At 71.2% G+C, this 23,958-nt stretch carries 23 protein-coding genes; 10 read left to right on the top strand and 13 right to left on the bottom strand.

Features of this window, described 5'->3' with window-relative positions:
* Window positions 1–6 precede the first annotated feature (6 nt).
* The gene (locus ACIP63_RS19465; protein ID WP_401517135.1) at window positions 7–381 is read right to left on the bottom strand and encodes an STAS domain-containing protein; all 375 of its coding nucleotides are present in this window, start codon (window positions 379–381) and stop codon (window positions 7–9) included.
* Between the two features lie 314 nt (window positions 382–695).
* Between ACIP63_RS19465 and ACIP63_RS19470 the strand changes: the two genes are divergently transcribed.
* On the top strand, window positions 696–1,187 hold the full coding sequence (locus tag ACIP63_RS19470) for a MarR family winged helix-turn-helix transcriptional regulator (RefSeq protein ID WP_401518251.1): 492 nt from the start codon (window positions 696–698) through the stop codon (window positions 1,185–1,187).
* A gap of 36 nt (window positions 1,188–1,223) precedes the next feature.
* Here the strand turns inward: ACIP63_RS19470 and ACIP63_RS19475 are convergent, their stop codons facing one another.
* Window positions 1,224–2,411, bottom strand: a complete 1,188-nt coding sequence (locus ACIP63_RS19475; RefSeq protein ID WP_401517136.1) for a PP2C family protein-serine/threonine phosphatase — start codon at window positions 2,409–2,411, stop codon at window positions 1,224–1,226.
* Window positions 2,412–2,673: 262 nt separating this feature from the next.
* Here ACIP63_RS19475 and ACIP63_RS19480 point away from each other — a divergent pair, with 262 nt between their 5' ends.
* Window positions 2,674–3,558, top strand: a complete 885-nt coding sequence (locus tag ACIP63_RS19480) for a SigB/SigF/SigG family RNA polymerase sigma factor (RefSeq protein ID WP_401517138.1) — start codon at window positions 2,674–2,676, stop codon at window positions 3,556–3,558.
* A 102-nt stretch (window positions 3,559–3,660) separates the two neighbouring features.
* Entirely contained in the window at window positions 3,661–4,278 is a 618-nt protein-coding gene (locus ACIP63_RS19485; protein WP_401517140.1) for a TOPRIM nucleotidyl transferase/hydrolase domain-containing protein, read from the top strand.
* A 51-nt stretch (window positions 4,279–4,329) separates the two neighbouring features.
* Here the strand turns inward: ACIP63_RS19485 and ACIP63_RS19490 are convergent, their stop codons facing one another.
* Window positions 4,330–5,229, bottom strand: a complete 900-nt coding sequence (locus ACIP63_RS19490; protein WP_401517142.1) for a pentapeptide repeat-containing protein — start codon at window positions 5,227–5,229, stop codon at window positions 4,330–4,332.
* A 128-nt stretch (window positions 5,230–5,357) separates the two neighbouring features.
* On the opposite strand from ACIP63_RS19490, the gene ACIP63_RS19495 reads away from it, so the two are divergent.
* From ACIP63_RS19495 to ACIP63_RS19515, 5 genes are all read left to right on the top strand, one after another.
* Window positions 5,358–5,843: a hypothetical protein gene (locus tag ACIP63_RS19495; protein WP_401517144.1), complete on the top strand. Its 486-nt coding sequence runs from the start codon at window positions 5,358–5,360 to the stop codon at window positions 5,841–5,843.
* 86 nt (window positions 5,844–5,929) lie between these two features.
* Entirely contained in the window at window positions 5,930–6,157 is a 228-nt protein-coding gene (locus tag ACIP63_RS19500; protein ID WP_401517145.1) for a hypothetical protein, read from the top strand.
* Window positions 6,158–6,517: 360 nt separating this feature from the next.
* Window positions 6,518–7,684, top strand: coding sequence for an L-rhamnose isomerase (gene rhaI / locus ACIP63_RS19505; RefSeq protein WP_401517146.1), 1,167 nt, complete (start codon window positions 6,518–6,520; stop codon window positions 7,682–7,684).
* 65 nt (window positions 7,685–7,749) lie between these two features.
* Window positions 7,750–9,795 carry a bifunctional aldolase/short-chain dehydrogenase gene (locus ACIP63_RS19510; RefSeq protein WP_401517148.1) on the top strand — a complete coding sequence of 682 codons (2,046 nt, stop codon included), beginning with the start codon at window positions 7,750–7,752 and terminating at the stop codon, window positions 9,793–9,795.
* Between the two features lie 81 nt (window positions 9,796–9,876).
* A complete protein-coding gene (locus ACIP63_RS19515; protein ID WP_401517150.1) occupies window positions 9,877–11,358 on the top strand; it encodes a rhamnulokinase family protein in 1,482 nt (493 codons plus the stop codon).
* Between the two features lie 84 nt (window positions 11,359–11,442).
* Here the strand turns inward: ACIP63_RS19515 and ACIP63_RS19520 are convergent, their stop codons facing one another.
* Entirely contained in the window at window positions 11,443–12,501 is a 1,059-nt protein-coding gene (locus ACIP63_RS19520; RefSeq protein ID WP_401517152.1) for an enoyl-CoA hydratase/isomerase family protein, read from the bottom strand.
* 178 nt (window positions 12,502–12,679) lie between these two features.
* Between ACIP63_RS19520 and ACIP63_RS19525 the strand changes: the two genes are divergently transcribed.
* Window positions 12,680–14,773: a SpoIIE family protein phosphatase gene (locus ACIP63_RS19525; protein ID WP_401517154.1), complete on the top strand. Its 2,094-nt coding sequence runs from the start codon at window positions 12,680–12,682 to the stop codon at window positions 14,771–14,773.
* 155 nt (window positions 14,774–14,928) lie between these two features.
* Here the strand turns inward: ACIP63_RS19525 and ACIP63_RS19530 are convergent, their stop codons facing one another.
* From ACIP63_RS19530 to ACIP63_RS19570, 9 genes are all read right to left on the bottom strand, one after another.
* Window positions 14,929–15,573, bottom strand: a complete 645-nt coding sequence (locus ACIP63_RS19530; RefSeq protein WP_401517156.1) for an LAETG motif-containing sortase-dependent surface protein — start codon at window positions 15,571–15,573, stop codon at window positions 14,929–14,931.
* Window positions 15,574–15,743: 170 nt separating this feature from the next.
* Window positions 15,744–16,265 carry a GNAT family N-acetyltransferase gene (locus tag ACIP63_RS19535; RefSeq protein ID WP_401517158.1) on the bottom strand — a complete coding sequence of 174 codons (522 nt, stop codon included), beginning with the start codon at window positions 16,263–16,265 and terminating at the stop codon, window positions 15,744–15,746.
* A gap of 41 nt (window positions 16,266–16,306) precedes the next feature.
* Window positions 16,307–17,314 carry a DUF6397 family protein gene (locus ACIP63_RS19540; RefSeq protein ID WP_401517160.1) on the bottom strand — a complete coding sequence of 336 codons (1,008 nt, stop codon included), beginning with the start codon at window positions 17,312–17,314 and terminating at the stop codon, window positions 16,307–16,309.
* A 134-nt stretch (window positions 17,315–17,448) separates the two neighbouring features.
* On the bottom strand, window positions 17,449–17,832 hold the full coding sequence (locus tag ACIP63_RS19545) for a roadblock/LC7 domain-containing protein (protein ID WP_356710879.1): 384 nt from the start codon (window positions 17,830–17,832) through the stop codon (window positions 17,449–17,451).
* Between the two features lie 180 nt (window positions 17,833–18,012).
* The gene (locus tag ACIP63_RS19550) at window positions 18,013–18,648 is read right to left on the bottom strand and encodes a GTP-binding protein (protein ID WP_401517161.1); all 636 of its coding nucleotides are present in this window, start codon (window positions 18,646–18,648) and stop codon (window positions 18,013–18,015) included.
* A gap of 173 nt (window positions 18,649–18,821) precedes the next feature.
* Window positions 18,822–19,268: a DUF742 domain-containing protein gene (locus ACIP63_RS19555; protein WP_401518255.1), complete on the bottom strand. Its 447-nt coding sequence runs from the start codon at window positions 19,266–19,268 to the stop codon at window positions 18,822–18,824.
* Between the two features lie 16 nt (window positions 19,269–19,284).
* A complete protein-coding gene (locus ACIP63_RS19560; protein WP_362940537.1) occupies window positions 19,285–19,722 on the bottom strand; it encodes a roadblock/LC7 domain-containing protein in 438 nt (145 codons plus the stop codon).
* Window positions 19,719–22,301 carry a nitrate- and nitrite sensing domain-containing protein gene (locus tag ACIP63_RS19565; RefSeq protein WP_401517162.1) on the bottom strand — a complete coding sequence of 861 codons (2,583 nt, stop codon included), beginning with the start codon at window positions 22,299–22,301 and terminating at the stop codon, window positions 19,719–19,721. The genes ACIP63_RS19560 and ACIP63_RS19565 overlap by 4 nt, the downstream gene beginning before the upstream one ends.
* 76 nt (window positions 22,302–22,377) lie before the next feature.
* Complete coding sequence (locus ACIP63_RS19570; RefSeq protein WP_401517163.1) at window positions 22,378–23,175, bottom strand: MHYT domain-containing protein; 798 nt, start codon at window positions 23,173–23,175, stop codon at window positions 22,378–22,380.
* 161 nt (window positions 23,176–23,336) lie between these two features.
* Here ACIP63_RS19570 and ACIP63_RS19575 point away from each other — a divergent pair, with 161 nt between their 5' ends.
* Complete coding sequence (locus tag ACIP63_RS19575; RefSeq protein WP_401517165.1) at window positions 23,337–23,936, top strand: class I SAM-dependent methyltransferase; 600 nt, start codon at window positions 23,337–23,339, stop codon at window positions 23,934–23,936.
* Window positions 23,937–23,958 lie beyond the last annotated feature (22 nt).

Raw genomic sequence — 23,958 nt, forward strand, 5'->3', positions numbered from 1 at the left:
CGGCCCTCAGAGGGCTTCGCCGGGCATCACGATGCGGGTCAGGGCCTCGGCCGTGGTCGGGGCCACGGGTATGAGGACACCGACGCCCGTGATGTCGAGCAGCCTCACGAGGTGTGACGGCGCGGCGGCCAGGCACAGGGACCCGTGCCGGTCCTTCGCGTACCGCAGGATGCCGATCATCGCGTTGAGGCCGGAGGAGTCGCAGAAGTCCACGGGCTCCAGGTCGAGAACCACATGAGGCCTGCCCTGTCTGATCAGCTCCAGGGCCCTGGTCCTCAAGGCCGGAACACTGTCCACGTCGATCTCTCCGGCGACGGTGAGGACTGCCACGCTCTCCGCCGGGTACCGGACGGTGAGTTCGAGGGACTGGCTGTGCGTCATGGGTCTCAGTACTCCAGGCCGGGAGCGGGCCGCCACCGTGGCGGGAGCAGCGAAAGCCCGCTGGAAGATCACAGATCGGATGTCAACCGCAGAACCGTACCCTATGACAACTATTGTCATGAGGAAACGGATCAGGGTGGCGACGGCGACCTCGGAAGCCTGCGGCAGACAGGGGTACGATATGCAGGGCCACGCGCGTGTCCCTGAACCTTTGTCCTGGCTTTCCATACGAGCGCATCGAATGCCCGGCTCGTTTGCTCGGTCCGGTGGCCAGACGGACGAGTGAGGCGATGCCGGATCGGAGTGTCATCAATATGGGCCTGAACCCCGAACCCGACCAGCGGTCCCGGGATGCGGCCCGTGAGGGTTCCGAGTTCGTCGAACTCCTCGAGGTCCTCTGGGAGCACGGACGTGAGGCCGCGCCGACCGGCCCGGTCTCTCCTTCCCAGCTTCGCGTGCTGTACACGCTGGACCGCGAGGAAGGCATCAATCTGCGGATGCTCGCCGAATCCCTGGGATCGGCCTCCCCCTCCGTCAGCAGGCTGTGCGACCGCCTGCAGGCCACGGGGCTCGTGGAGCGCGCCCCCAGCCCGGTGAGCCGCCGGGAGCTGGAGCTCCGGCTGACCAGCCACGGCAAGGCGTACCTCGTCGACCTGCGTGCACGCAGGGAGGAGGTGCTGATGTCCACGATCGACGCCATGCCGGCCAAGGCTCGGCGTTCGTTCCTCGAAGGGCTCAGGGCCTTCCGCAACGCGGCCTCGGGGCAGGACAGCGGCGGCGCGAGACCCCTGCGGTCGACCGGATAGGGACCGGCCGACCGCACTTCCACCCGAAGGCGCCCCTCACTCGGGCGCGCCGCCGCCGGCGGACTGCCGGCCGAACCAGTCCAGGCAGACCACCAGGGCGTCGTCGTCCAGCGGTGTGGCTCCTCGGTAGTCCCGGAGATCCCGGAGCACCGCCAGCGGCACCTGCTCGGACGGCAGGAAGCGGTGCGCGGACAACGAGCGCGCGAGAGCACGCTGCCCGTAGCGCTCCCCCGCCGCCGACGCGCTGTCGTAGACACCGTCACTGCCGATCAGCAGCCGGTCGCCCGGTTCCACCCGCAGGTGCTCCGCGACGTACTCCGTCTCCTCGAACATACCCAGCGGGAGCTGCGCGTCGAAGTCGAGGGATTCGACGGCGCGCCCCCTGAGCCGCCACATCCGGGGGGATCCCGCGTCCACGGCCTCCACCTCCCCCGTTGCCAGGTCGAAGCGCAGCAGCAGAACCGACGCGTGCAGCGCGCCGCGGTGCTGGGCGTAGACGGCCTGATCGGCGAGGCTGGCCTGGCCGGCGAGGTCGAGGCCGGCGCGCCGGGCGTTGCGCAGCGCGTTGACGACGAGGTTGGTCAGCAGGGCCGCCTCCATCCCCTTGCCCATGCCGTTGGTGACGGTGAGCGTGAGGTGATGGGCCGACACCGACCAGTCGAAGTTGTCGCCGAAGATCGCGTACGCGGGCTCCAGATGGGCACCGAGCGCGAATTCGGGGCGGGAGACCGAGCGGCCGGGCAGCAGCTGCCACTGCATCTCCGCGGCCAGGGTCAGCCGGGTGGCGCGGCGGGCCAGCAGGTAGAGGTCCGTGTCCCGCTCGGCGACCAGGATCTCGTGGCCGAGCGCTTCGCAGATCTGCTGCATCCCCGCCAGGCCCTCCGGAGTACAGCTGCTCTCCGGCGCCGTGACGGTGAGGATGCCCAGCCGGTCGCCCCGGACGGTCACAGGCAGGTGCACCGTCGCCGGTCCCGGCGTGGTCAGGGGCTCCACGAACGGCTCCTGGGCACCGAAGGCACGTCCCTGCGGGCTGTCATGGATGGGCACCGGTTCGGCGAGCGGCGCCTCGGACACCACCTGAAGCGTGGTCACGCCGTAGTCGGCGAGCCGCAATTCCACACTCTGTGCGTCGCACTGCTCCCGCAGAGCCGCCGTGACGACATCGAGGAGCAGATGGGGCGCGGCCTTACGCAGCTCCCGCTCGACGGCAGCGAATCTGTCCACGTGATCCTGTTTCTCATCGTGCTGCGCCGAAACCCGGACCACCTGTGGGCCCTGGCTGTCGCCTCCAGCGTACGGGTCCTGTACCCGATCCAGCGCGGCGCGCCCTGGAGGTCGCACCCGTGGCCGGCGTGCTCATCTTACGATGTCCAGCAACAACTGTTTCCACACAGCAAGAAAGTTCGTGTCATCGCGCATAGGCCTCCCGGGGCGGGGCAGGGGCTGGTCACGAAGTGCGCTCAGTACCAGGGAGGGTGGGACCACAGTGATTCCTGAAAAGACGGCCGGGACCGTATCGGCTGACAAGGCGCCGGCTACGGAGGCTTCGCCGGGGCACATCGGGGAGCTGCCCTGGATCGAGGACGCCGGCAAGGTGGCCCCGAAGGACGCCCGCGCCCTGTCGACCCTGTTCTTCGAGCAGTTGCAGGTCCTCGAGGAGGGCACGCACGAGTACCAGTACGCGCGCAACACCCTCATCGAGATGAACATCTCCCTGGTCCGGTTCGCAGCACGGCGCTTCCGCAACCGGGGCAGTGGCGACATGGAGGACATCACCCAGGTCGGCACGATCGGACTCATCAAGGCGATCGACCGGTTCGAGCTGTCCCGGGAGGTCGAGTTCGCCACCTTCGCCGTTCCTTACATCGTCGGTGAGATCAAGCGCTTCTTCCGGGACACCACGTGGGCCGTCCATGTCCCCCGGCGTCTGCAGGAACTCCGCGTCGATCTGGCCAAGGCGAAGGACGAACTCTCCACACACCTGGACCGTGACCCCACGGCCAAGGAACTGGCCGACTTCATGGACCTCACCGAGGACGAGGTCATGGAGGGCATCATCGCGTCGAACGGCTACACCGCGGGATCCCTCGACCTCCCGACCGACGGCGGCGAGACCACGGGCAAGGCGTCGCGCACGTTCGCCGACATCCTGGGCGAGCCGGACTCGGCCATGGAGACGGTGGAGAACCTGCACGCCCTCGCCCCGCTCCTCGGGGAACTCGACGAGCGCGAGCGCCGCATCATCGAGATGCGCTTCGGGCAGGAGATGACGCAGTCACAGATCGGCGCCGAACTGGACGTCTCCCAGATGCACGTCTCCCGCCTCCTCACCCGCACGCTGGGCAAGCTCCGCGCCGGAATGCTCGCCTGACCACCTCTCGCGTCGGGCGGCCTCGATGACGAGACGCCGCGCCTGCCGTGCGGGGTCGAATATCCGGTGCCGTACCTGGCGGGGAACGTGCAGACTCGCTCCATGACGGACATGCGCGCATTCCGGGACGCGGTCAGCGGCTGGGCGGCCGGCGGCCCCGGTGGACCGGCGAGCGACCTGGCGGCCCGGCTGGGGCTGCGGACGGCGGTGCTGCTGGAAGGACCGAGCGACCTCGCGGCAGTCGAGACACTGGCCGAACGACGTGGCCGGGACCTCGCCGCCGAGGGGGTGTGTGTCGTGCCGATGGGCGGGGCCATGAGCATCGGCCGCTATGCCGCTCTTCTCGGGCCGCCCGGTCTAGGTCTGCGCCTGCGAGGACTGTGCGACGAGCGCGAGCAGCGCTTCTACGACCGTGGACTGCGGCGGGCGCGGGCTCCGCACGGGGGCTTCTTCGTGTGCGTGGCAGACCTGGAGGACGAGCTCATCCGCGCGCTGGGCACGGCGCGGGTCGAGGAGGTCATCCGGGCCGAGGGCGACCTGCGGGCCTGGCAGACCTTCCTGCGGCAGCCCGCGCAGCACGGCCGGCCCCGTCAGCAGCAGTTGCGGCGTTTCCTGGGCACGAAGAAGGGTCGCAAGATCCGATACGGCCGTCTCCTGGTGGAGCCGCTCGGCCCCGGAGAGGTACCGGCTCCGCTCGTCGAACTCGTCAGCGGTCTGTGACCGTCACCCGCCCGCGTGAACCGGTGCCCGCGCACCGGGGCCGGGGCGCTCTCACCTGCGCCGACGGGCCCGGCGGCCGGCCTGGGGCGCCGAGGCCGTCCCGGGACTGCTCCCCGGCCAGTGGGAAGGCCGGGTCAGGGAGTCCGGCAGTTTCGTGGCGGCGTTGCCCCGCGCCGCGTTCAGCTGCGCCTGGGTGAGGAAGAGGGCGCCGCTGAGGTCGGCGTCGGAGAGGTCGGCGTCCCGGAAGTCGGCGCCGATGAGCTCCGCGCGACGGAGGTCGGCTCCGCGCAGGTCGGCCGCGATGAGGTACGCCCCGCGGAGTTCGGCGCCGCGCAGATCGGCGCCCCTGAGCCGGGCGCCGATGAGGTCGGCACCTCGTCGGCCGCGCTTCCCGTGCCCGGGGACCGTGGCGCGTTCGAGTTCACCGGCGCGCAGCAGGAGGGCCGCTGTCCTGTCCCGGTGTGCGGACACGTCCAGTTCCGCGAGCTCCTCGGCGGGCAGGCGGGTGAGACGGTCGGTCGCTCCGAGGGCGTCGCGGAGATCGGCGTACAGGCTCGCGGCCGCGGGCAGGGTGAGCGCTTCGGTGAGATACCAGAGCAGTTCGTGCAGCTGTCTCATCACCGGGAAGACCTGGAACATCTGCTGAGCGGTGTCCGCGGCCGTCCGCCAGTCCCGGCCGGCGTAGGTCTCCTGGGACACCTTCTGTCCCGCGCCGAAGCAGTCGTACACGGTGCAGCCGGAGAAGCCTTCGGGCCGCAGCCGGGTGTGTATGCCGCAGCGGAAGTCCTCCGCCAGGTTGGGGCAGGGAGTTCCCGCCTCCTTGTTGATCGCGAAGTCCGCCGACGCGGTGAGCGTCAGCGCGACGCAGCAGAGCCCGAAGCAGTTCGCGCAGTCCGCGTGCAGGGCGGAGCGTTCGGTGACGGGTGCGGCTGTCGGATCGTCGTCGGGCACGTGACTGGTTCCTCCGGTGAGCGGTATCCGCCAAGCTTACGGCCGTACCCGGTTCCGGCGGCGCGCCCTTTGTCGGTGCGGCGGAGCACACTTGGCGACAGGGACCGGCGCCGGCGAGGGGACAGGACATGAGCGCGTCGCAGGAACAGGAGCGAGGTTTCGAGCCCGCCACGGGAGACGGTCCCGAGGCCGGTGGAAGTCCGGGCGGGCGCGCCGGGGAAGTGCGGACCGCCTTCGAGGGACTGCTCCAGATCAGGCGTCTGACCGGTGCGGGGCGCGCGGACCCCGAAGGTGCGCCGGCCCCCTGGGAGCGGCACCGGCCGGTAAGGGCCGTGGCGTTGGCGCTGGAGGCCGCCGGCATACCCGCTTCGGCCGTCGGCCCGTCCGGTGAGCGGTCCGCCGTGGGCTACCGCGTGTGCGAGGGCGAGACGTCCGGTTCCGTGCGCGTCGAGTGGGCAGGTCCGCCGGGGAGCGGCGCGGCGCACGACGAGGAGGAGGCGCTGGCCGGGTGCGCCGGCGTACTGCGACGGCTGGGGTGGACGGCCCTGCTCTACCGCGGTCCGCGCAGGCGGCGCTTCCTCGAGGTCGAACCACCGGCCGCGGCCCGGTCCTGACGCCTCTCCGCAGCGGGCGCGAGAGCGTTGTCAGACCCATGAGGGATGCTTGACGGTCCGACACCTTCTGACCGGGAGATGCTGAGATGCACGAAGCCGAAATCGCCGCGGCCCAGGCGTACGTCCGTTTACTGGCCGCCACGCGCGCCGCGCTCGCCGACCCGGCCGATGCCCCTCTGTACATGCCGCTGCTCGCCTCCCCGATCGAGGAGGCCGACGAGGCCCTGCGCGGCGCGGGTCTCGCGGGGAACGAGGACCGGCTCTTCGCTCTCGTACGGAAGCTTCAGCCGAGCTTGACGGGTTCCGGTCGCTGACCGTTCCCAGGTCGCGGTAGGTGCCCCGTCCCGAGCGGAAGGCCGGCCGAACATGTGACCGGGCGTCCTCCGGGGCGCCCGCCGCGACGGGCCGCCCGCGACCGGCCGCTCCGGGGCCCTTCGTCCGGCCGTTCGGGCGGCCACCACACCCTCTGCGAGCGTCGGGCAGGCCGCGCCGCGTCGGATCCGCCCGAGCTTCGAGCGCCGTTCACCCGTCGCGATGAATTGATTCAAACCCGGAAGAAAACTGGACTGGCCGCTTGACTAGTGCAGTGCCCAAACCTAGCGTACGTTCCGGATGAAACGATTCACATCCCCGATCCTGACCGGTCGCCGGATGACTCTGCTTACGAGGTGTTCATGTCTGATGTGTCGGCCGTCAAGGCAGCTCTGAAGTCTCAGGTCATCGAGACGCCCTCCTGGGGTTACGGCAACTCCGGAACCCGCTTCAAGGTCTTCGCCCAGCCCGGTGTCCCACGCGACCCGTTCGAGAAGCTTGCGGACGCGGCTCAGGTGCACAGCTGGACCGGGGTCGCCCCGAAGGTGTCGCTGCACATTCCGTGGGACCAGGTGGAGGACTACGCGGCGCTGACCCGGCACGCCGAGGAGCTCGGGCTGCGGATCGGGGCGATCAACTCCAATGTCTTCCAGGACGACGACTTCAAGCTGGGTTCGGTGACCCACCCGGACCCGAAGGTCCGCCGCAAGGCCACCGATCACCTGCTCGAATGCGTCGACATCATGGACGCCACCGGATCCGCCGACCTCAAACTGTGGTTCTCGGACGGCACCAACTACCCCGGCCAGGACGACATCGTGGGTCGCCAGGACCGCCTGGCCGAAGCCCTCGCCGAGGTGTACGAGCGGCTCGGCGACGACCAGCGGATGCTGCTGGAGTACAAGCTCTTCGAGCCCGCGTTCTACACCACCGACGTCCCGGACTGGGGCACCTCGTACGCCCACTGCCTCAAGCTCGGGCCGAAGGCCCAGGTCGTCGTCGACACCGGCCATCACGCGCCGGGCACGAACATCGAGTTCATCGTCGCGTTCCTGCTGCGCGAGGGGAAGCTCGGCGCCTTCGACTTCAACTCCCGCTTCTACGCGGACGACGACCTGATGGCCGGCGCCGCCGACCCGTTCCAGCTGTTCCGGATCATGCACGAGGTCGTCAAGAACGGAGGCCTCGAGACCGAGACCAACGTCAACTTCATGCTCGACCAGTGCCACAACATCGAGGCCAAGATCCCGGCCGTCATCCGCTCGGTCACCAACGTCCAGGAAGCGACCGCCAAGGCGCTGCTGATCGACGCGGAGGCGCTGGCGGAGGCGCAGCGTGCCGGTGACGTCCTTGCTTCCAACGGAGTGCTGATGGACGCGTTCAACACGGACGTACGGCCGCTGCTCGCCGAGGTCCGGGAAGAGCTCGGCCTGGCGCGCGACCCGTTCGCCGCCTACCTCGCCTCCGGTAACCAGGAGCGCATCGCCGCCGACCGCGTCGGCGGAGAGCAGGCGGGCTGGGGCGCCTGAGCCCCGCTCCCCCGCCTGCGTACGTCCCGCCGCACCCGCCCGACCCTCTTCCCGAAGGAACCCTCATGACGTCCGCGACGCACGCCGAAGTCGCCGCGCTCCTGGAGCGCGCCCACCGGATCGGCTCCGACCCCCGCAACACCAACTACGCCGGCGGCAACGCCTCGGTCAAGGCGACGGAGACCGACCCGGTCACCGGTGGCGAGGCCGAACTGCTCTGGGTCAAGGGCTCGGGCGGCGACCTCGGAACGCTGACCGAGGCAGGTCTCGCAGTGCTCCGGCTGGACCGGGTGCGAGCGCTCAGGACGGTGTACCCGGGGGTGGAGCGCGAGGACGAGATGGTCTCGGCGTTCGACTACTGCCTGCACGGCAAGGGGGGCGCTGCCCCGTCGATCGACACGGCGATGCACGCGCTGGTCGAGGCCGCGCACGTGGACCATCTGCACCCGGACTCCGGCATCGCTCTGGCGTGCGCCGCCGACGGCGAGAAGCTGACCGCCGAGTGCTTCGGTGACAAGGTCGCCTGGGTGGGCTGGCGTCGGCCCGGCTTCCAGCTGGGCCTCGACATCGCGGCCGTCAAGGAGGCCAATCCGCAGGCGGTCGGTGTCATCCTGGGCGGTCACGGCATCACGGCCTGGGGTGACACCTCCGAGGAGTGCGAGCGCAACGCCCTCTGGATGATCCGGACCGCCGAGACCTTCCTCGAGGAACACGGCAGGGCCGAGCCGTTCGGCCCCGTACTCCCCGGCCGGGAGGCCCTGGAGGAGGGGGCGCGCCGGGAACGGGCCGCGGCCCTCGCTCCGGTGATCCGGGGGCTGGCGTCCAAGGACCGGCCGCAGGTCGGGCACTTCACCGACGCAGCGCCCGTGCTGGACTTCCTCTCGCGGGCCGAGCACCCCCGTCTGGCCGCTCTCGGTACCTCCTGCCCGGACCACTTCCTCCGTACGAAGGTCAGTCCGCTGGTCCTCGATCTGCCTGCCGACGCTCCGCTGGAGGAGGCGGTGGCCCGGCTCGAGGTGCTCCACGGGGAGTACCGGGAGGCGTACCGCGCGTACTACGAGCGCCATGCGGTGCCCGGCTCGCCGGCGATGCGTGGCGCGGACCCGGCGATCGTGCTGGTGCCAGGTGTGGGCATGTTCTCGTTCGGCAAGGACAAGCAGACCGCCCGGGTCGCCGGGGAGTTCTACCTCAACGCCGTCAACGTGATGCGGGGCGCCGAGGCGGTTTCCACGTACGCGCCGATCGAGGAGTCCGAGAAGTTCCGGATCGAGTACTGGGAGCTGGAGGAGGCCAAGCTCCGCCGGATGCCGAAGCCCAAGGCGCTGGCCACGCGGGTCGCGCTGGTCACCGGAGCGGGGTCGGGCATCGGCAAGGCCATCGCGCACCGCCTCGTCGCGGAGGGCGCGTGTGTCGTCGTCGCGGATCTGAACACCGTGAACGCGGCAGCTGTCGCCGAGGAGCTGGGCGGTCCGGACAGGGCGGTCGCGGTGACCGTGGACGTCACGTCCGAGGAGCAGATCGCCGACGCCTTCAAGGCTGCAGCCCTGGCCTTCGGCGGTGTGGACCTGGTCGTGAACAACGCGGGCATCTCCATCTCCAAGCCCCTTCTGGAGACCACGGCCCGGGACTGGGACCTGCAGCACGACATCATGGCGCGCGGTTCGTTCCTGGTGTCCCGTGAGGCGGCGAGGGTGATGCGGGCCCAGGATCTCGGCGGCGACATCATCTACATCGCGTCCAAGAACGCCGTGTTCGCGGGGCCGAACAACATCGCGTACTCGGCCACCAAGGCCGACCAGGCACACCAGGTACGCCTGCTGGCGGCCGAGCTGGGAGAGCACGGCATCCGGGTCAACGGGGTCAACCCGGACGGGGTGGTGCGGGGTTCCGGAATCTTCGCGGCCGGCTGGGGAGCACAGCGCGCGGCGACCTACGGCATCGAGGAGGAGAAGCTGGGCGAGTTCTACGCCCAGCGTACGATCCTCAAGCGCGAGGTGCTCCCGGAGCACGTCGCCAACGCCGTGTTCGCCCTGACCGGCGGGGACCTCACCCACACCACCGGCCTCCACATTCCCGTCGACGCCGGTGTGGCAGCGGCGTTCCTGCGCTGACCGTGTGCCGCCCCGCCGCGCCCCGGATGCTGTTCCGTGCACACCCGGGGCGCGGCTCCGCCCGGATCGGATGAGATTTTCATGTCTGCGACTTCACGGCAGGACCCGGTGTTCGCCGCAGTGGACCTGGGCGCCACCAGCGGCCGGGTGATCACCGGCAGAGTGGCCCCCGACAAGCTGGAGCTGACCGAGGCCCACCGCTTCGCCAACACGCCGGTCCGGCTCCCCGACGGGCTGCACTGGGACGTACTCGCCCTGTTCCAGGGCATGCTGGACGGGCTGCGCGCGGCCGCGCGCGGCGGCCCCGTGGCCTCGGTGGGCGTGGACACCTGGGCCGTGGACTACGGTCTGCTGGATTCGGACGGGTCACTCCTCGGCCTGCCGTTCCATTACCGCGACGCGCGTAACACGAAGGCCGCCGAGGAGGTCATGGCGCGTCTCGACGCACAGGAGCTGTACGGCATCGGCGGGCTGCAGCATCTGCCGTTCAACACGGTCTTCCAGCTGGCCGCCCACCGTTCGACGGCCCAGTGGCCGGTGGCCAGGACGCTGCTGCTGATGCCCGATCTCCTTGTGTACTGGCTGACGGGGTCGGTGGGCGCGGAAGTGACGAACGCGTCGACGACCGCTCTGTTCGACGCGCGGACCGGCGACTGGTCCGATGCGCTGATCGGGCGGCTGGGGCTGGAGCGTTCGCTGTTTCCCGCCCTGCGCGAGCCCGGCGAACGGGCGGGCACCCTGCTTCCGCACGTGGCCGGATTCACCGGCCTGCCGGCGGACACACCGGTGACGACCGTCGCCTCGCACGACACGGCGTCAGCGGTGGCCGCTGTCCCCGCTGTCGAACCGGGGTTCGCGTATGTGTCGTGCGGTACCTGGTCGCTGGCCGGGCTGGAGCTGGACGCACCGGTGCTGACCGAGGAGTCGAGGGCCGCGAATTTCACCAACGAACGCGGTGTGGACGGCACGGTGCGCTATCTCCGCAACATCATGGGGATGTGGCTGCTGGAGGAGTGCCGCCGGACGTGGGAGCGCGAGGGTACGCCTACGGGCCTCGCCGGTCTCCTCGCGGACGCGGCGCGTGCACGGCCGTTCGCCGCGGTGATCGACCCGGATGATCCGGTGTTCCTGGCGCCGGGCGACATGCCGTCGCGGATCGACGCTGCTCTCACCCGGACCGGGCAGGCCACGCCGGGCAGCCCCGGTGGTTATGTGCGGTGCGTGCTGGAAAGTCTGGCGCTGGCTCATCGCAGGACGCTGCGCGAGGCCGCCGCGCTGGCGGGTCGAGAGCTGACCCGGATCCATCTGGTGGGCGGAGGTTCGCGCAACGAGCTGCTGTGCCAGTGGACCGCGGACGCCACCGGGCTGCCGGTCACCGCGGGTCCCGCCGAGGCCACCGCGCTCGGCAATGTGCTGCTCCAGGCGCGGGCACACGGGCTGGTGGGCGGGCTGACGGACATGCGCAGGCTGGTCGCACGCACGCAGGATCTGCGCCATTACACACCGCAAGGGGACCAGGAAGCCTGGGACCGCGCGGCGGACCGGCTGACGGTACGCGAATGAGCGGATCCCCCGGTCACTTCCGCCGACGGGCGGCGGCGGCCAGGGGATCCGGCGCGCGGACGGCGGGGCTGTGCGCGTGGCCGGTCAGATCGAGGCCAGTCCCAGTTCCTGGTCGCCGAGCTGCTCGAAGTGGCGGGCGACCTCGGCGTCGGTGACCTCGCGGGGCTCGGCGGGGCTCCATCGCGGCGTGCGGTCCTTGTCGATGATCCGGGCGCGCACGCCCTCCACCAGGTCATGCCCGGCGAAGGACCGGCACGAGACACGGAACTCCTGGTCGAGGGCGGCTTCGAGGCTGGTGAGCCGACCGGCCCGCCGCACGGCGGCGAGGGTGACCTTGAGCGCGGTGGGTGAGGCGGTGAGGAGCGCGTCCGCGGTCTCCTTCGCGGCGGGGAGTCCACTGTCGACCAGCCGGTCGATGATCTCCTCGACGGTGTCGGCGGCGTAGCAGTCGTCGATCCACGCACGGTGAGCGGCCAGCTCCCCTTCCGGCGCGTCGGTCGCGTACCGCAGCACCGTGTCCGTCACCTCGGCGGCCGTCGTGCTTCCGGCGAGCGCGGTGGTGAGGTCGGCGAGGTGCTGCGACGGGACGAAGTGGTCGGCCAGCCCGCACAGGATGGCGTCTGCGGCGTCGACTGCCCGGCCGGTGAGCGCGAGGTGGGTGCCGAGCTCGCCCGGTGCGCCGGCCAGCAGGTATGTGCCCCCGACGTCGGGGACGAAGCCGATCCCGGTCTCGGGCATGGCGACGCGTGAGCGCTCGGTGACGACGCGCACGTCGCCATGGGCCGATACCCCCACCCCTCCGCCCATCACGATGCCGTCCATGAGCGCCACGTACGGTTTGGGGAACCTGGCGATCCGGGCGTTGAGGCGGTACTCGTCACGCCAGAAGTCCACGGACGCGCGCCGGCCCGCGCGGGCGTCCTCGTAGATCGACCGGATGTCGCCGCCGGCGCAGAGGCCCCGCCCGCCGGCTCCGCCGATCACGACGGCGGTGACCGCGTCGTCGTCCGCGGCCAGGGTCAGTGCCTCGTCGATCGCGCGCACCATGGTGTGGGTGAGCGCGTTCAGTGCCCGGGGGCGGTTGAGGGTGATGTGCAGGACGTGGCCCTCGGTGTGCAGCAGGACGGGCTCGTCGTCGTTCATGTGTGCGCTCCGGTCAGCCGTGGACGATCTCTGCGTGCCATTCTGCGTCGCCCGTCGCGGGGTCCCGGAGCCGGGTCTCCCGTGATACCGCTGTGGCACTCCGGCATCGCGGGCTCGACAATTGAGATCTACGGGCCGCGACGTCCAGCAGCCCCGCCGGACGACCTCCGGAGCAGGCATGACCGACCCTTCACGGCGAGCAGACGACGACGCAGCGTCTCGGCTCCGGATCGACCGGCGCAGCGCCGGTGAGACCGGGACCGCGGAGCGCCTCGCCATGAACCGGACCGGCAGCTTCGAATGGGATCTGGACGCCCGGACCCTGGACATAGACGACGCGGGGCTGTTGGTCTTCGGCCTCGATCCCGCGACCTTCGAGTCGCGGCCGGGGGCGGTGCTGGAGCAGCTGGACACGACGGAGAGCACGCGCCTGGACGCCGCGATCCAGGAGGCGATCTCCGGCGGGAGCAGCTCCTACAGCGTCCACTTCCAGGTGCCCCTCCCGGACGGGTCGCGCCAGTGGACGCATGTCCAGGCGCGGATCCTGCGGTCCGAGGACGGCCGGGCACACCGCGTCATCGGTGTGGTGCGGGACGCGACGGCCGAGGTCACCCATTCGGCCTTCGTACTGGATCTGGAAAAGCGGCGCCGCCGCCAGACGAGCATCGTCGAACGCACCACCGCGGCGATGTCACGTGCGGTGACCGTGGACGACGTCACCGCCGCGCTCACCGGTCCGGGCGGCCTGGTCGGCATCGGGGCCGACGGGCTGGCGCTCGGGCTGGTGGAGAACTCCACGCTCAAGATCATCGCACTGAGCGGTGACTCGGTGGAGGTTCTCGAAGGCCTGGGCTCCGGGCAGCTCGACGCGGCGCTCCCGCTCGGGGACACCATCCTCAGCGGGCGCCCCCGGTTCATCACCTCGCTCGGCTCACTGATCCGGCGCTACCCGGCGCTCGAGCCGCACATCGGAGAGCTGAACTTCCAGGCCGTCGCCTACCTTCCGCTGATAGCTCAGGCCCGCTCGCTGGGGGGACTCGCCCTGTTCTACCGGGACCGCACGGTCTTCAGCGCGGACGAGCGGATCCTGTGCCTGGGCCTGGCGGCCATCGTGGCCCAGTCCCTGCAGCGGGCGATCCTCTTCGACGAGGAACGCGAGTTCGCCACCGGGCTCCAGTCGGCGATGCTCCCGCGGCGTATCCAGGAGATCGAGGGCGGCGAGATCGCGGTCCGCTACCACGCCGCGTGGAGCGGACGCGAGGTCGGCGGCGACTGGTACGACGTGATCACCCTGCCCAGAGGCCGCATCGGCGTCGTGGTGGGCGATGTCCAGGGACATGACACGCACGCGGCGGCGATCATGGGCCAGCTGCGTATCGCCCTGCGCGCGTACGCCGCCGAGGGGCATCCTCCGGCGACCGTGCTGGCGCGGGCCTCCCGCTTCCTCGCCGAGCTGGACACCGAGCGGTTCGCGACATCGACGTACGCGCAGGTCGACCTCGCCACGGGGGCGGTGCGTGTGGCGCGCGCCGGGCACTTCGGGCCGCTGATCAGACATACCGACGGGCGGGTCGGTGTCCCTCAGGTGCGCGGGGGTCTTCCCCTGGGCATCTCCACGGATTTCCGGGACGAGGAGTATCCGGAGACACGCCTGGACCTGGTGCCGGGCGAGGCCCTCGTCCTGTACACGGACGGCCTGGTCGAGGAGCCGGGGGCCGATGTCGACACGGGGGTCGCGGCGCTGATCCACGAGGTGAGCGACGGGCCGGACGGCGCCGAGGCGCTGGCCGACCATCTGTCGGACCGGCTGTGGGAGCGATGGGGTTCGGGCGACGACGTGGCACTGCTGGTCCTGAGGCGCAGTCCGGATCTCGGGTCTCCGCGTGCGCCCCGGCTGCACCAGTACATCCATCAGGCGGACCCCCAGGGCCTGTCGGAGGCCCGGTCCATCGTCCGTCAGGCGTTGACGGACTGGGAGCTCGCCGGACTGGCGGACGACGCGGAGCTGGTCACCGGGGAGTTGCTGGTCAATGTGCTGCTGCATACGGAGGGCGGGGCGGTACTGACACTGGAGGTCCTGCCGGAACCCGTGCGGCGCATCAGGCTGTCGGTCCAGGACCGGTCCAGCGTCTGGCCGCGGCGGCGCACTCCGGGCGAGACGTCGACCTCAGGACGTGGTCTGCTGCTGCTCGACGCAGTCGCCGAACGCTGGGGCATCGAGCCCCGGGGGGAAGGCAAAGCCGTCTGGTGCGAGATCGGTCCCGCCTCCTGATCCTCCGGCCGCGGAGGTGACAGGCGCACAGCTGCGGAGCCGCGAATCGCGCTGCGGTGGAATGGCGCGGGGCGCACCGCAACGGAGTTGTTGCGGTGCACCCCGGCCCGGCCCGCCGGTGTTCTGCCACCGCCGTGCCGGGATACCGGTATGCGTCAGTGCTGTGCGCTGCGGCGCTTACGGACGGACCACAGGATGCCGCCGCCGGCGAGCAGAACCGCGAGAGCGGCTCCGCCGATGACGGGAGTGGCGGACGACGAACCGGTCTCGGCCAGGTCCGGCGCGCTGGGGCTCGGCTCCGCGGGGGCCGGTGCGGCCTCCGTGGCGGTCTCGCTGGGCGTCGCACTGGGCTCGGGGGTCTCCGAGGCCGGCGGCTCCGTGCTCGGGGTCTCCGAAGGCGTCGCCTCGGTCGGGGTGGGCGACGGGGTGTCGTCCTCACACACCGGAGCGGTCTTCGTGTCGTCGACGGAGTACCTGTCGTTGTCCCCGGCCTTGACGACGAGGCGGACAGTCAGCTCCTTGTCGTGCTCCGGGAGCTGGAGCGGCGTCTTCGTGCTGAAGTCGCGGCCGAACTGGGTCGTGGCAAGCAGATCGTCCCCGCCCACGACGGAAACGGTCACCTCGTTGGTGGCGTCGGCCGAGTAGGCCGTCAGGTTGAGCGTCACTTCGGAGCAGGTCACGGCCCAGGTGGGGGTGTGAGCTGCGGCCGGCCCTGCGGAGAGGACTCCGCCGGCCAGGCCGACTACCGCGGCGGCCGCGAATGCTCCCGCGCCGCGCCACGATCTCCTGGGTATGGTCATGGATTCTTCCTCCATATGAGTTCACCGCTGAGATGGCGGTGGGGCGCACAGTACTGCTCCCCGCCCCAGGGGGCGCACCCGCCCCATGTATCAGCTGTGCGCCAACTGTGCTCAGATCACCGCTACTTGTGACATGAAGGACACACCAGGATGGCCGGAAGACACTGCGCTCACAGTCCTTCCGGCGTGCTGTGAGGGTGATTTCGGAGGGGCTTGTGCATGATGTGCAGTCCCACGTAGCCCTGCGCGGGGTGGTTGAACCCCTCGGGCAGGGTCCCGATGACCTCGAACCCCAGCGAGCGGTACAGACGGACGGCGTGGATGTTCGTCTCCACCACGGCGTTGAACTGCATGGCGCGATACCCCGCCTTGCGCGCCCAGTCCACCGTGTACTCGCAGAGAGCCCTGCCCACGCCCTGGCCCGAGTGTTCGGGGTCCACCATGTAGCTGGCACTGGCGATGTGCGAGCCGTTGCCCATGTGGTTCCTGTTCATCTTGGCCGTGCCGAGGACGGTCCCGGCGTCGTCGACCGCGACCACCGTGCGGGCCGGTTCCGGGAGGAGCCACCAGTCCTGGGCCACGTCCTCACCGAGCTCCACCGGGTAGGTGAACGTCTCGCCCGCGGCGACGATGGCATGGAAGAACGGCCAGATGGCGGGCCAGTCCTTGTCGGTGGCTTCCCTGATCAACATGGAGGCCAAGATGCCCCGGGGGGCCGCCCCGCGCAATCGCTTTATCGATCACCGCGCCCGGGCCGGCGCAACCTCAGCCTGACGAGCAGCCTCCTCCCCACGCCGGGGCTCCCGCCGGGGCGGCGAGGAGCGTGGCCGCTCTGCCCGGATGCCGGTCCTGGGACGCCCGGGGCCGGCCGTACGGCCACAGGCCGGTCCCGGGCCGGGCGGATCGGAGCCGGGCGGATCGGAGCCGGGCGGATCGCGGGGTCGTATCCGGGTCGTGGCGCGGGGCGGACTTCACGCGCCTGTTCCAGCTCCAGCGTCAGATTCACCCGGCGCCAGAGGATTTCGTCCGGATCATCCGCCAGCATCAGCCTCGCCATGGCCTCCTTCCCGGACAAGGAGCCCGGGCGCCCGAAGACGGAGTCCGGCTGCATACGCGTCAGGTAGGCCCGCTCGTAGGGGTCCTCGACCACCTCCGCGAGCTGGACGGGGTCCAGGGCGGAGGCCTGCAGGGCCGCGCGCGTCCAGGGGTCGTCCGCGCGGCTCAGCAGGCGGTCGATCCTGCGTGAACGCCAGTTGCGCGCACGCCAGTCGGTGCCGCCCTCCAGCATAATCCGCATCCCCGCCGGGTTCTTCCCGCCGATCAGATCGGGCTCTCTCGCGGCGAAGGCGACAAGCTCGTCCACCAGATAGAGCCAGACCACCGCGCGGTAGCGGTTCAGATAGAACGCGACCGGTGAGATGCACCCGATGCGGGCCAGGCCGGTGAAGCGCGCGGGCCTGACCCCGAGGAGCGTGGCGCCTTCCGCCGTGCCCGCCGTACGCACCTGGTCCCGGAGGGATCCGGGAAATCCCGGCAGCCCGCGCAGCCGGTCGATCTCCTGCTGACGGATCCGGGGCCTCGCCCCGGCCGTCGCCGGGTCGGCACGGATCAGTCCCAGATGGACGGCGAGATCGAATTCGCCGCGTTTCAAGGTCAGCTCCTGAGCCGCGCGTGCGGCGGACAGGCAGCCGGGTGCCGCCGCTTCGGCGGTGTGCGTGCGGGTGGCTTCCGTAACGGTCATGGCCGTCCTCCCCCGTGAGGTCGAATACTCTCCGTGACCACGGTAGCTCGGGGAGGGACCACCCGCAGAGCCTGTGGATAACTCCCGGATATCCACGAAAATGCAGGTCAGTGGGTGTCCAGGCGTGCGAAGTTCTACCGCGCCGTCACGCCGAGGTGCTCGCCCACCCGATTGACCAGCAGGGTCATCTCATAGGCGACCTGGCCGACATCGGCCTCGGCGGCGGTCAGTACGCACAGGCAGCTGCCGTCCCCGGCCGCCGTCACGAACAGCAGCGCCTCGTCGAACTCCACCATGGTCTGACGTGCTCTCCCCGCACCGAAGTGACGTCCAGACCCTCGGGCCAGGCTCTGCAGCCCGGACGAGACCGCTGCGAGGTGCTCCGCGTCCTCCCGGGCCAGGCTTGTGCTGGCCCCGGTCACCAGCCCGTCGTTCGACAGCACCAGCGCGTGCTGTATGTGCTCCACCCGGCTGGTGAGATCGTCGAGAAGCCAGTCAAGTCCCCGGTCCAGCGCCATGTGCTCGTCCTCCCCGTTCATCCGTTCCCCCGCCTACGGCGCAAGCCTTGCGTACGGCTCCCCTGCGGGCAAGCGCCACCCCGCTGCGGGGGCGTTGCTTCGCGCCACCGTCCGCCCGGCCCCGGGGAGAGGCGGACGGACCTCGGCGTGGGATGCGGATCACTTGCCGGGACACCTGCCTCAGGCCGGGCCGGCGGCCTGGCCGACCGAGTCGAGCAGTCGCGCGGTATGCATCCGCCCCGCGTACTCGACCATGCGGATCAGAACTTCCTTTCCCGAGTCACGGTCACGCGCGTCGCACAGGACGACGGGGGTGCCCCGGTCCAGATCCAGTGCGCGCGAGACGTCGTCCTCGGCGTAGGTCCTCGCACCCGTGAAGCAGTTGACCGCGACGACGAAGGGGATGCGGCGGTGCTCGAAGTAGTCGACGGCCGGGAAGCAGTCCTCGAGTCGCCGGGTGTCGGCCAGGACGACGGCTCCGAGTGCCCCCTGCGACAGTTCGTCCCAGAGGAACCAGAAGCGGTCCTGCCCCGGCGTGCCGAACAGGTAGAGCGACAGTCCGGACCGGATGGTGATCCGTCCGAAGTCCATGGCGACCGTGGTGGTGGTCTTCTGATCCACCCCACCGGTGTCGTCGACGGACTGTCCGGCCTCGCTGAGGAGTTCCTCGGTCCGCAACGGCCGGATTTCGCTCACCGCGCCGACGAGGGTCGTCTTGCCGACTCCGAAGCCGCCGGCGACCAATATCTTCAGGGCGAGTGCCGTGGAGTCCCCGGCCTCTTCCTGGTCTGTGCTGTCCACATGCTCGGAGGACATCGATCACTTCTCTCGCGAGTGCCGTCGGTAGGGGCGACAGCATGACAACCAGAGGCAGTCGCCGAAGACAGTGAACGGATTTTGACTCATGTGTCCGGACCGGTTCGCCCGATGTCCGGATGAGGTCGCTATCCGTCGTGAGTAGGTGGTGCGCACGACAACTACAGGAGCCCTCAGAGCGCCCGCAGACCGTCGATCACCTCGCGCAGGATGCGCTCGTCGGGGAGCTGGGCGGGCGGTACGGGCCTGCTGACCCGGACACAGCCGGCTTCGAGCAGATCTCCGAGAAGCACCCGCACCACTCCGACGGGCAGATCGGCGTCGGCGGACAGTTCCGCGACGGACTGCACCTCGTCGCGGCACAGGCCGAGCAGAGCCCGGTGCTCGGGGCCCAGCAGCGCCTCGCCCTGACGGCCGCCGGCTCCGTCGTCGGCCGCCACGAGTGCGATCAGGTCGAACCGGACCCCGCTGGGTCCCGGCTGCGTCCGGCCGCCGGTGACGGCGTAGGGGCGGACCAGCGGGCCCGCCTCGGCGTCGTACCACTGACTTCCCAGCGGTAGGGAGCCGTTGCCCGGGGGCACTCCGCCCGCGCTTCCCGGCGGCACCCCGCCCTCGCTCATCCGCACGTCCCCGTCCTCAGCCCGTCGCCGGTGGCCCGGCGAGCCTCACCGGGGTGGCGAGGTGTTCGCCCACCCGCTTCACCAGCCGCGCCATCTCGTACGCCACGAGGCCGATGTCCGCGAAGGCCGTGCTCAGGACGGTGAGGCAGGAGCCGTCCCCGGCGGCGGCGACGAACAGGAAGCCGTCGTCCATCTCGACCATCGTCTGGCGTACGCCCCCGGCGCCGAAGTGCCGTCCCGTGCCCTTGGCCAGGCTGTTGAAGCCCGAGGCCACGGCCGCGAGGTGTTCCGCGTCCTCACGGCTCAGCGCCAGGGAGGCGCCGACCGCCAAGCCGTCGTTGCTCAGGACGACGGCGTGCCGGATCTCGGCGACCCGCGCGACCAGATCGTCCAGCAGCCAGTCGAGTTCGCCGGAACCGCGGGGCGCCCGTCCGGGCCTCTCGTTCACCATCATGTCTGCTCTCCTTCGGTGTGCCGGCGGAACGGGGAGACGGGTGCGGAGCGGCCCGAGGAGTTGCCCCCCGGTGCCCGGCCGCCCCCGCGGGCCCATCCGTCCCGGTAGGCGGTCATGCGGTCACGGGCCAGTTCGGGGGTGCGTCCCACCGTGGGCCCTCCGTCGGGGTCCGGCTCGCCCTCGTCCGGCTTCGGCTGCTCGCGCAGCTGGGGTACGAGGCTGGCCTGGCGGACGCGCCGGGGCAGCTCGCCGTCCTCCTCGGTCGAGCGAGGACGCCGGTGCAGGGTGGTCACCGGGGCCGGCCCGGGCCCGGCACCCGCGGCCGCACCCCGCTCGAGGGCCGGCACGGGGGCCGGCGCGGGGACGGCAGTGGGGCGGGGCCGGGCGGCGGAGTGCGGGGCGAGCCCTCCGGGCCCGGGGCCTTCGTCGTCCCTGGCCACCGTCGTCGTCCGGGTCACGGCGTCCACGGGGCCGGCCTGCGAGCCCTCCGGAAGCTCGCTCTGGAGCAGCGCGGTCGGCAGCAGGACCACGGCGGTCGTGCCCCCGTACGGGGATGTGCGCAGCTGGACCTTGATGCGGTGACGGGCGGAGAGCCTGCTCACCACGAAGAGGCCGAGCCGGTCGCTGTCGAAGAGGTCGAGCGCCTCGGACTGTTCGATGCGGCGGTTCGCCTCGTCGAGCAGTTCCCTGCCCATGCCGAGTCCGCGGTCCTCGATCTCCAGGGCGTAACCGTTGCCCACGGGTTCCCCGCTGATCCGCACCTTGGTGTGCGGTGGCGAGAACTGGGCCGCGTTCTCCACGAGTTCGGCAAGCAGATGGGTGAGGTCGGCCACCGCCGCGCCCTTCACGCCGGCGTCGGGCAGCGCCCGCACCTCCACGCGTGCGTAGTCCTCGATCTCCGCGACCGCCGCGCGTACGACGTTGGTCAGCGGTACGGGCATCCGCCAGGCGCGCCCAGGGGCGGCGCCGGAGAGGATGATCAGGCTTTCGGCGTGCCGTCTCATGCGGGTGGTGAGGTGGTCGAGGCGGAACAGGTCCCCGAGTTCGCCCGGGTCGTCGGCACGGCGCTCCATGCCGTCGAGGAGCGTGAGCTGGCGGTGGACGAGGACCTGGCTTCGGCGGGCCAGGTTGACGAAGACCCCGGAGATGCCGCTGGCGAGTTCGGCGCGCTCGACCGCGGCGTCGAGGGCCGCACGGTGCACGGTGTCCAGGGCTTCCCCCACCTGGCCGATCTCGTCGTGGGACGCCCGTCCGGGTGGCGCCTCGGCCCGTACGTCGATCTCCTCACCGGCACGCAGGCGCCGCATGGCGTGGGGAAGCTTGTACCGGGCGATCTCCAGCGCGCCGTCCCGGAGGCCGACGAGTTCGACGACGAGCCCGCGGCCGATCCGTACGGAGATCACCAACGAGGCGGCGACGGCGAGGAATCCGAGCAGGACGGCTGCCCCCGCCGGGCTGAACAGCGCATGTGTGAAGGGACCCGCGCGGTCGGACGCCTGGCCGCCGGCCGGCGACCCGATGGCGCGCAGCTCCGTGCGTACCGTCGCCACGTCCCGCTCCCAGGAGTCGGGCACCGCCTCCGCCGCGCGGCGGCCGGGGGGTGCGGCCAGCACGGTGTCCTCGGCAGCCGTGAGCCGCCGGTAGGCGGTGCGGTCGGTGAGGGCACGCCAGGCCTTCCGTCCGGCGGCCGGCAGATCGGCTCCGGCGGACCCGGACAGTGCCCGGCGGGTCGCCACGGCGCCGGTGAACAGGCGCAGTCGTTCCCCGTCGAGTCTGCCGGCCGGCAGGGCCGACGCCAGCAGGGCCTCCTCGCGGGCCAGCATCTCCCCGCTCCGCTCCAGTTCGAGGAGGACACGGGCCTCCGATCCGGTTTCGGCGTCCTGGGTGCCGGTCAGAGCCCCGGAGACCCCGAATGCCGCGGCGATGGTCTCCGTGTACCGCGTGTAGACGGTCCGCGTCTCGTCCTCGGTGGCCCGGGGCGTGCCGGAATCCCCTTCGGGCGGGTCCAGGATCCCGGTGCGCAGGGTCCGCAGTCGCTGCGCCTGGTCCAGGAACGTGCTCAGCCGGCTGGCGGCTCCTGCGGAGAGGATGCCGGCGTCGGCGACGGTGTGCGCGTCACCCAGGCGCAGGGCGTCAAGTGCCGTGTCCGTGCGGCCGGCCCGCTGTTGCAGGGCCCCGGCGTGCCCGGCGCCGGGGGCGGCCAGCTGGCGCAGTACCGCCGTGCGTTCGCTCTGCAGCGCGTTCACGGCTGCGGCGACCGGGGCTCGTACCGTGCTGTCCACGCGCCGGATCTCACGCAGGCGTGCCACGTCCTGCGCCGTGGTGACGGTGGCGAGTCCCCAGAGGGCGAGCAGAGAGACGACGGGCACCATCAGGAGTGAAATGATCTTTGCCCGCACGGTCCGGGGGCGTAGAGACCCGCGTCCAGGTTCCGGCCCGGCGGGCGAAGGCCGCTCCGCCTCGGGCTCGGGACGCTCGTCCGCCGGCGGTCCGGCGTGTGCGCGCCGTCCGCGCGGCGGTGTCACGGACCGGCCGGTGTGCGCGCCGGGGTCCGGGGTCGTCGTACGGGGTGTGCGCATGGCCTCCTCGTTCCGGGTGGGGAGCTCTGTGCCCCGAATCGCTGTGTACGGCAGGTGAGCCGCAGTCGGGCGGTTGTCAGGTGGCGGCGGCCTCGGCGGGCCGTTCGGCGGAGGCTCCCCCGGGGGCCGCGGCCGGTGCATCGGCCGTGTGGTTCCGGGCGGGCGGGGAAAGGGCGACGAACGCCGAGGTCAGGAAGAGGTACGACCCGAGGCCGACGGCGAGCGGGAAGATGAACTGCATCACCGTGGCTCCGGGGAGTTCGGATCCCGAGGGTGTGACCCGCACGCCGACGGCCAGCATTCCGGTGTAGTGCATGCTGCTCACCGCCGCGCCCATGACGAGCGACGCGAGGGCCACGGCCCCGGGTGACCTGATGTGGAGTGCGGCCCACAGGGCGGCGGTGGCGGCGACGACGGCGATGACGACGGAGACGGTCACCAGCAGGGGGTCGTAGGAGACGGCGCCGTGGAGGCGCAACGCGGCCATGCCCAGGTAGTGCATGCTGGCGACGCCGAGGCCTGTCGTGAGGCCGCCGACGAAGAGGGCGCGGGTGCGGTCGTGGCCGTAGCCGACGGTGAAGACTCCCGCCCCGACCACCAGCATGGCGACCAGCAGGCTGAGGAGGGTGAGCGGCACGTCGTAGCGGATGTCGGTGCCGGTGACGCCGAATCCGAGCATGGCGACGAAGTGCATCGTCCAGATGCCGGTGCCGAGGGCGGACGCGGCCGTGAGGAGCCAGTTGCGGCGTGAACGGCCGCTGGTGCCGAGCGCGCGCACGGTGCAGCGGAGTCCGAGCGCGGCGCCGATCGCTGCCATCGCGTACGACAGCACGGGGGTAAGCCAGCCGAAGGTGGCGTGGTCCAGGTGTCCCATGGATCCGGGACGCTAGCCCGCACCGGGGCGCCCACCGGGGGCGCATTTCGAAAGGTGCTGGGATATGACAGAGAGATGTTCCCGAACGATCAGGCAACGTTCGAACGTGTGCACCGCTTCGTGCCGTTCCGCTCGGGTGCGCGCTGCGCGATCATGTCCGTATGACCGAGGACCGGACACAGGTGCAGGACTTCTTCTCCGCCCGGGCGGCGGACTGGGACAGCCGTTTCCCCGATGACGGCCCGGCCTTCGCCGTCGCCGTCGGAGAGCTCGGACTGCGTCCCGGCGACGCCGTGCTCGACGCGGGGTGCGGTACGGGGCGCGCGATGGCGGCGCTGCGTGCCGCAGTCGGACCCGGTGGGACGGTTCTCGGGGCCGACCTGACGCCCGCGATGCTGGACGCGGCCCGGCGGGCGGGGAGGGCGGCGAGCGGCACCGTGCTGCTGGCCGATGTCGCGCGGCTTCCGCTGCGCGCCGGGTGCCTCGACGGCGTCTTCGCCGCCGGGCTGATCTCGCATCTCCCGCACCCCGGCCAGGGGCTCTCGGAGCTGGCGCGGGTGGTGCGGCCCGGTGGCCGGCTCGCGCTGTTCCACCCCATAGGCCGTGCCGCGCTGGCCGCACGGCACGGCCGTGTCCTTTCGGACGACGATCTCAGGGCGGAGCCCCGCCTCACGCCTCTGCTGGCGGACGCCGGCTGGCGGCTCGACGCGTACACCGACGAGGACAGCCGATTCCTGGCAGTGGCCGTCCGGACCGGCTGAGCGGTCGCCCTCGGGCACCCGG

The sequence above is a fragment of the Streptomyces sp. NPDC088746 genome (genome assembly GCF_044751065.1).
Lineage (GTDB): Bacteria > Actinomycetota > Actinomycetes > Streptomycetales > Streptomycetaceae > Streptomyces.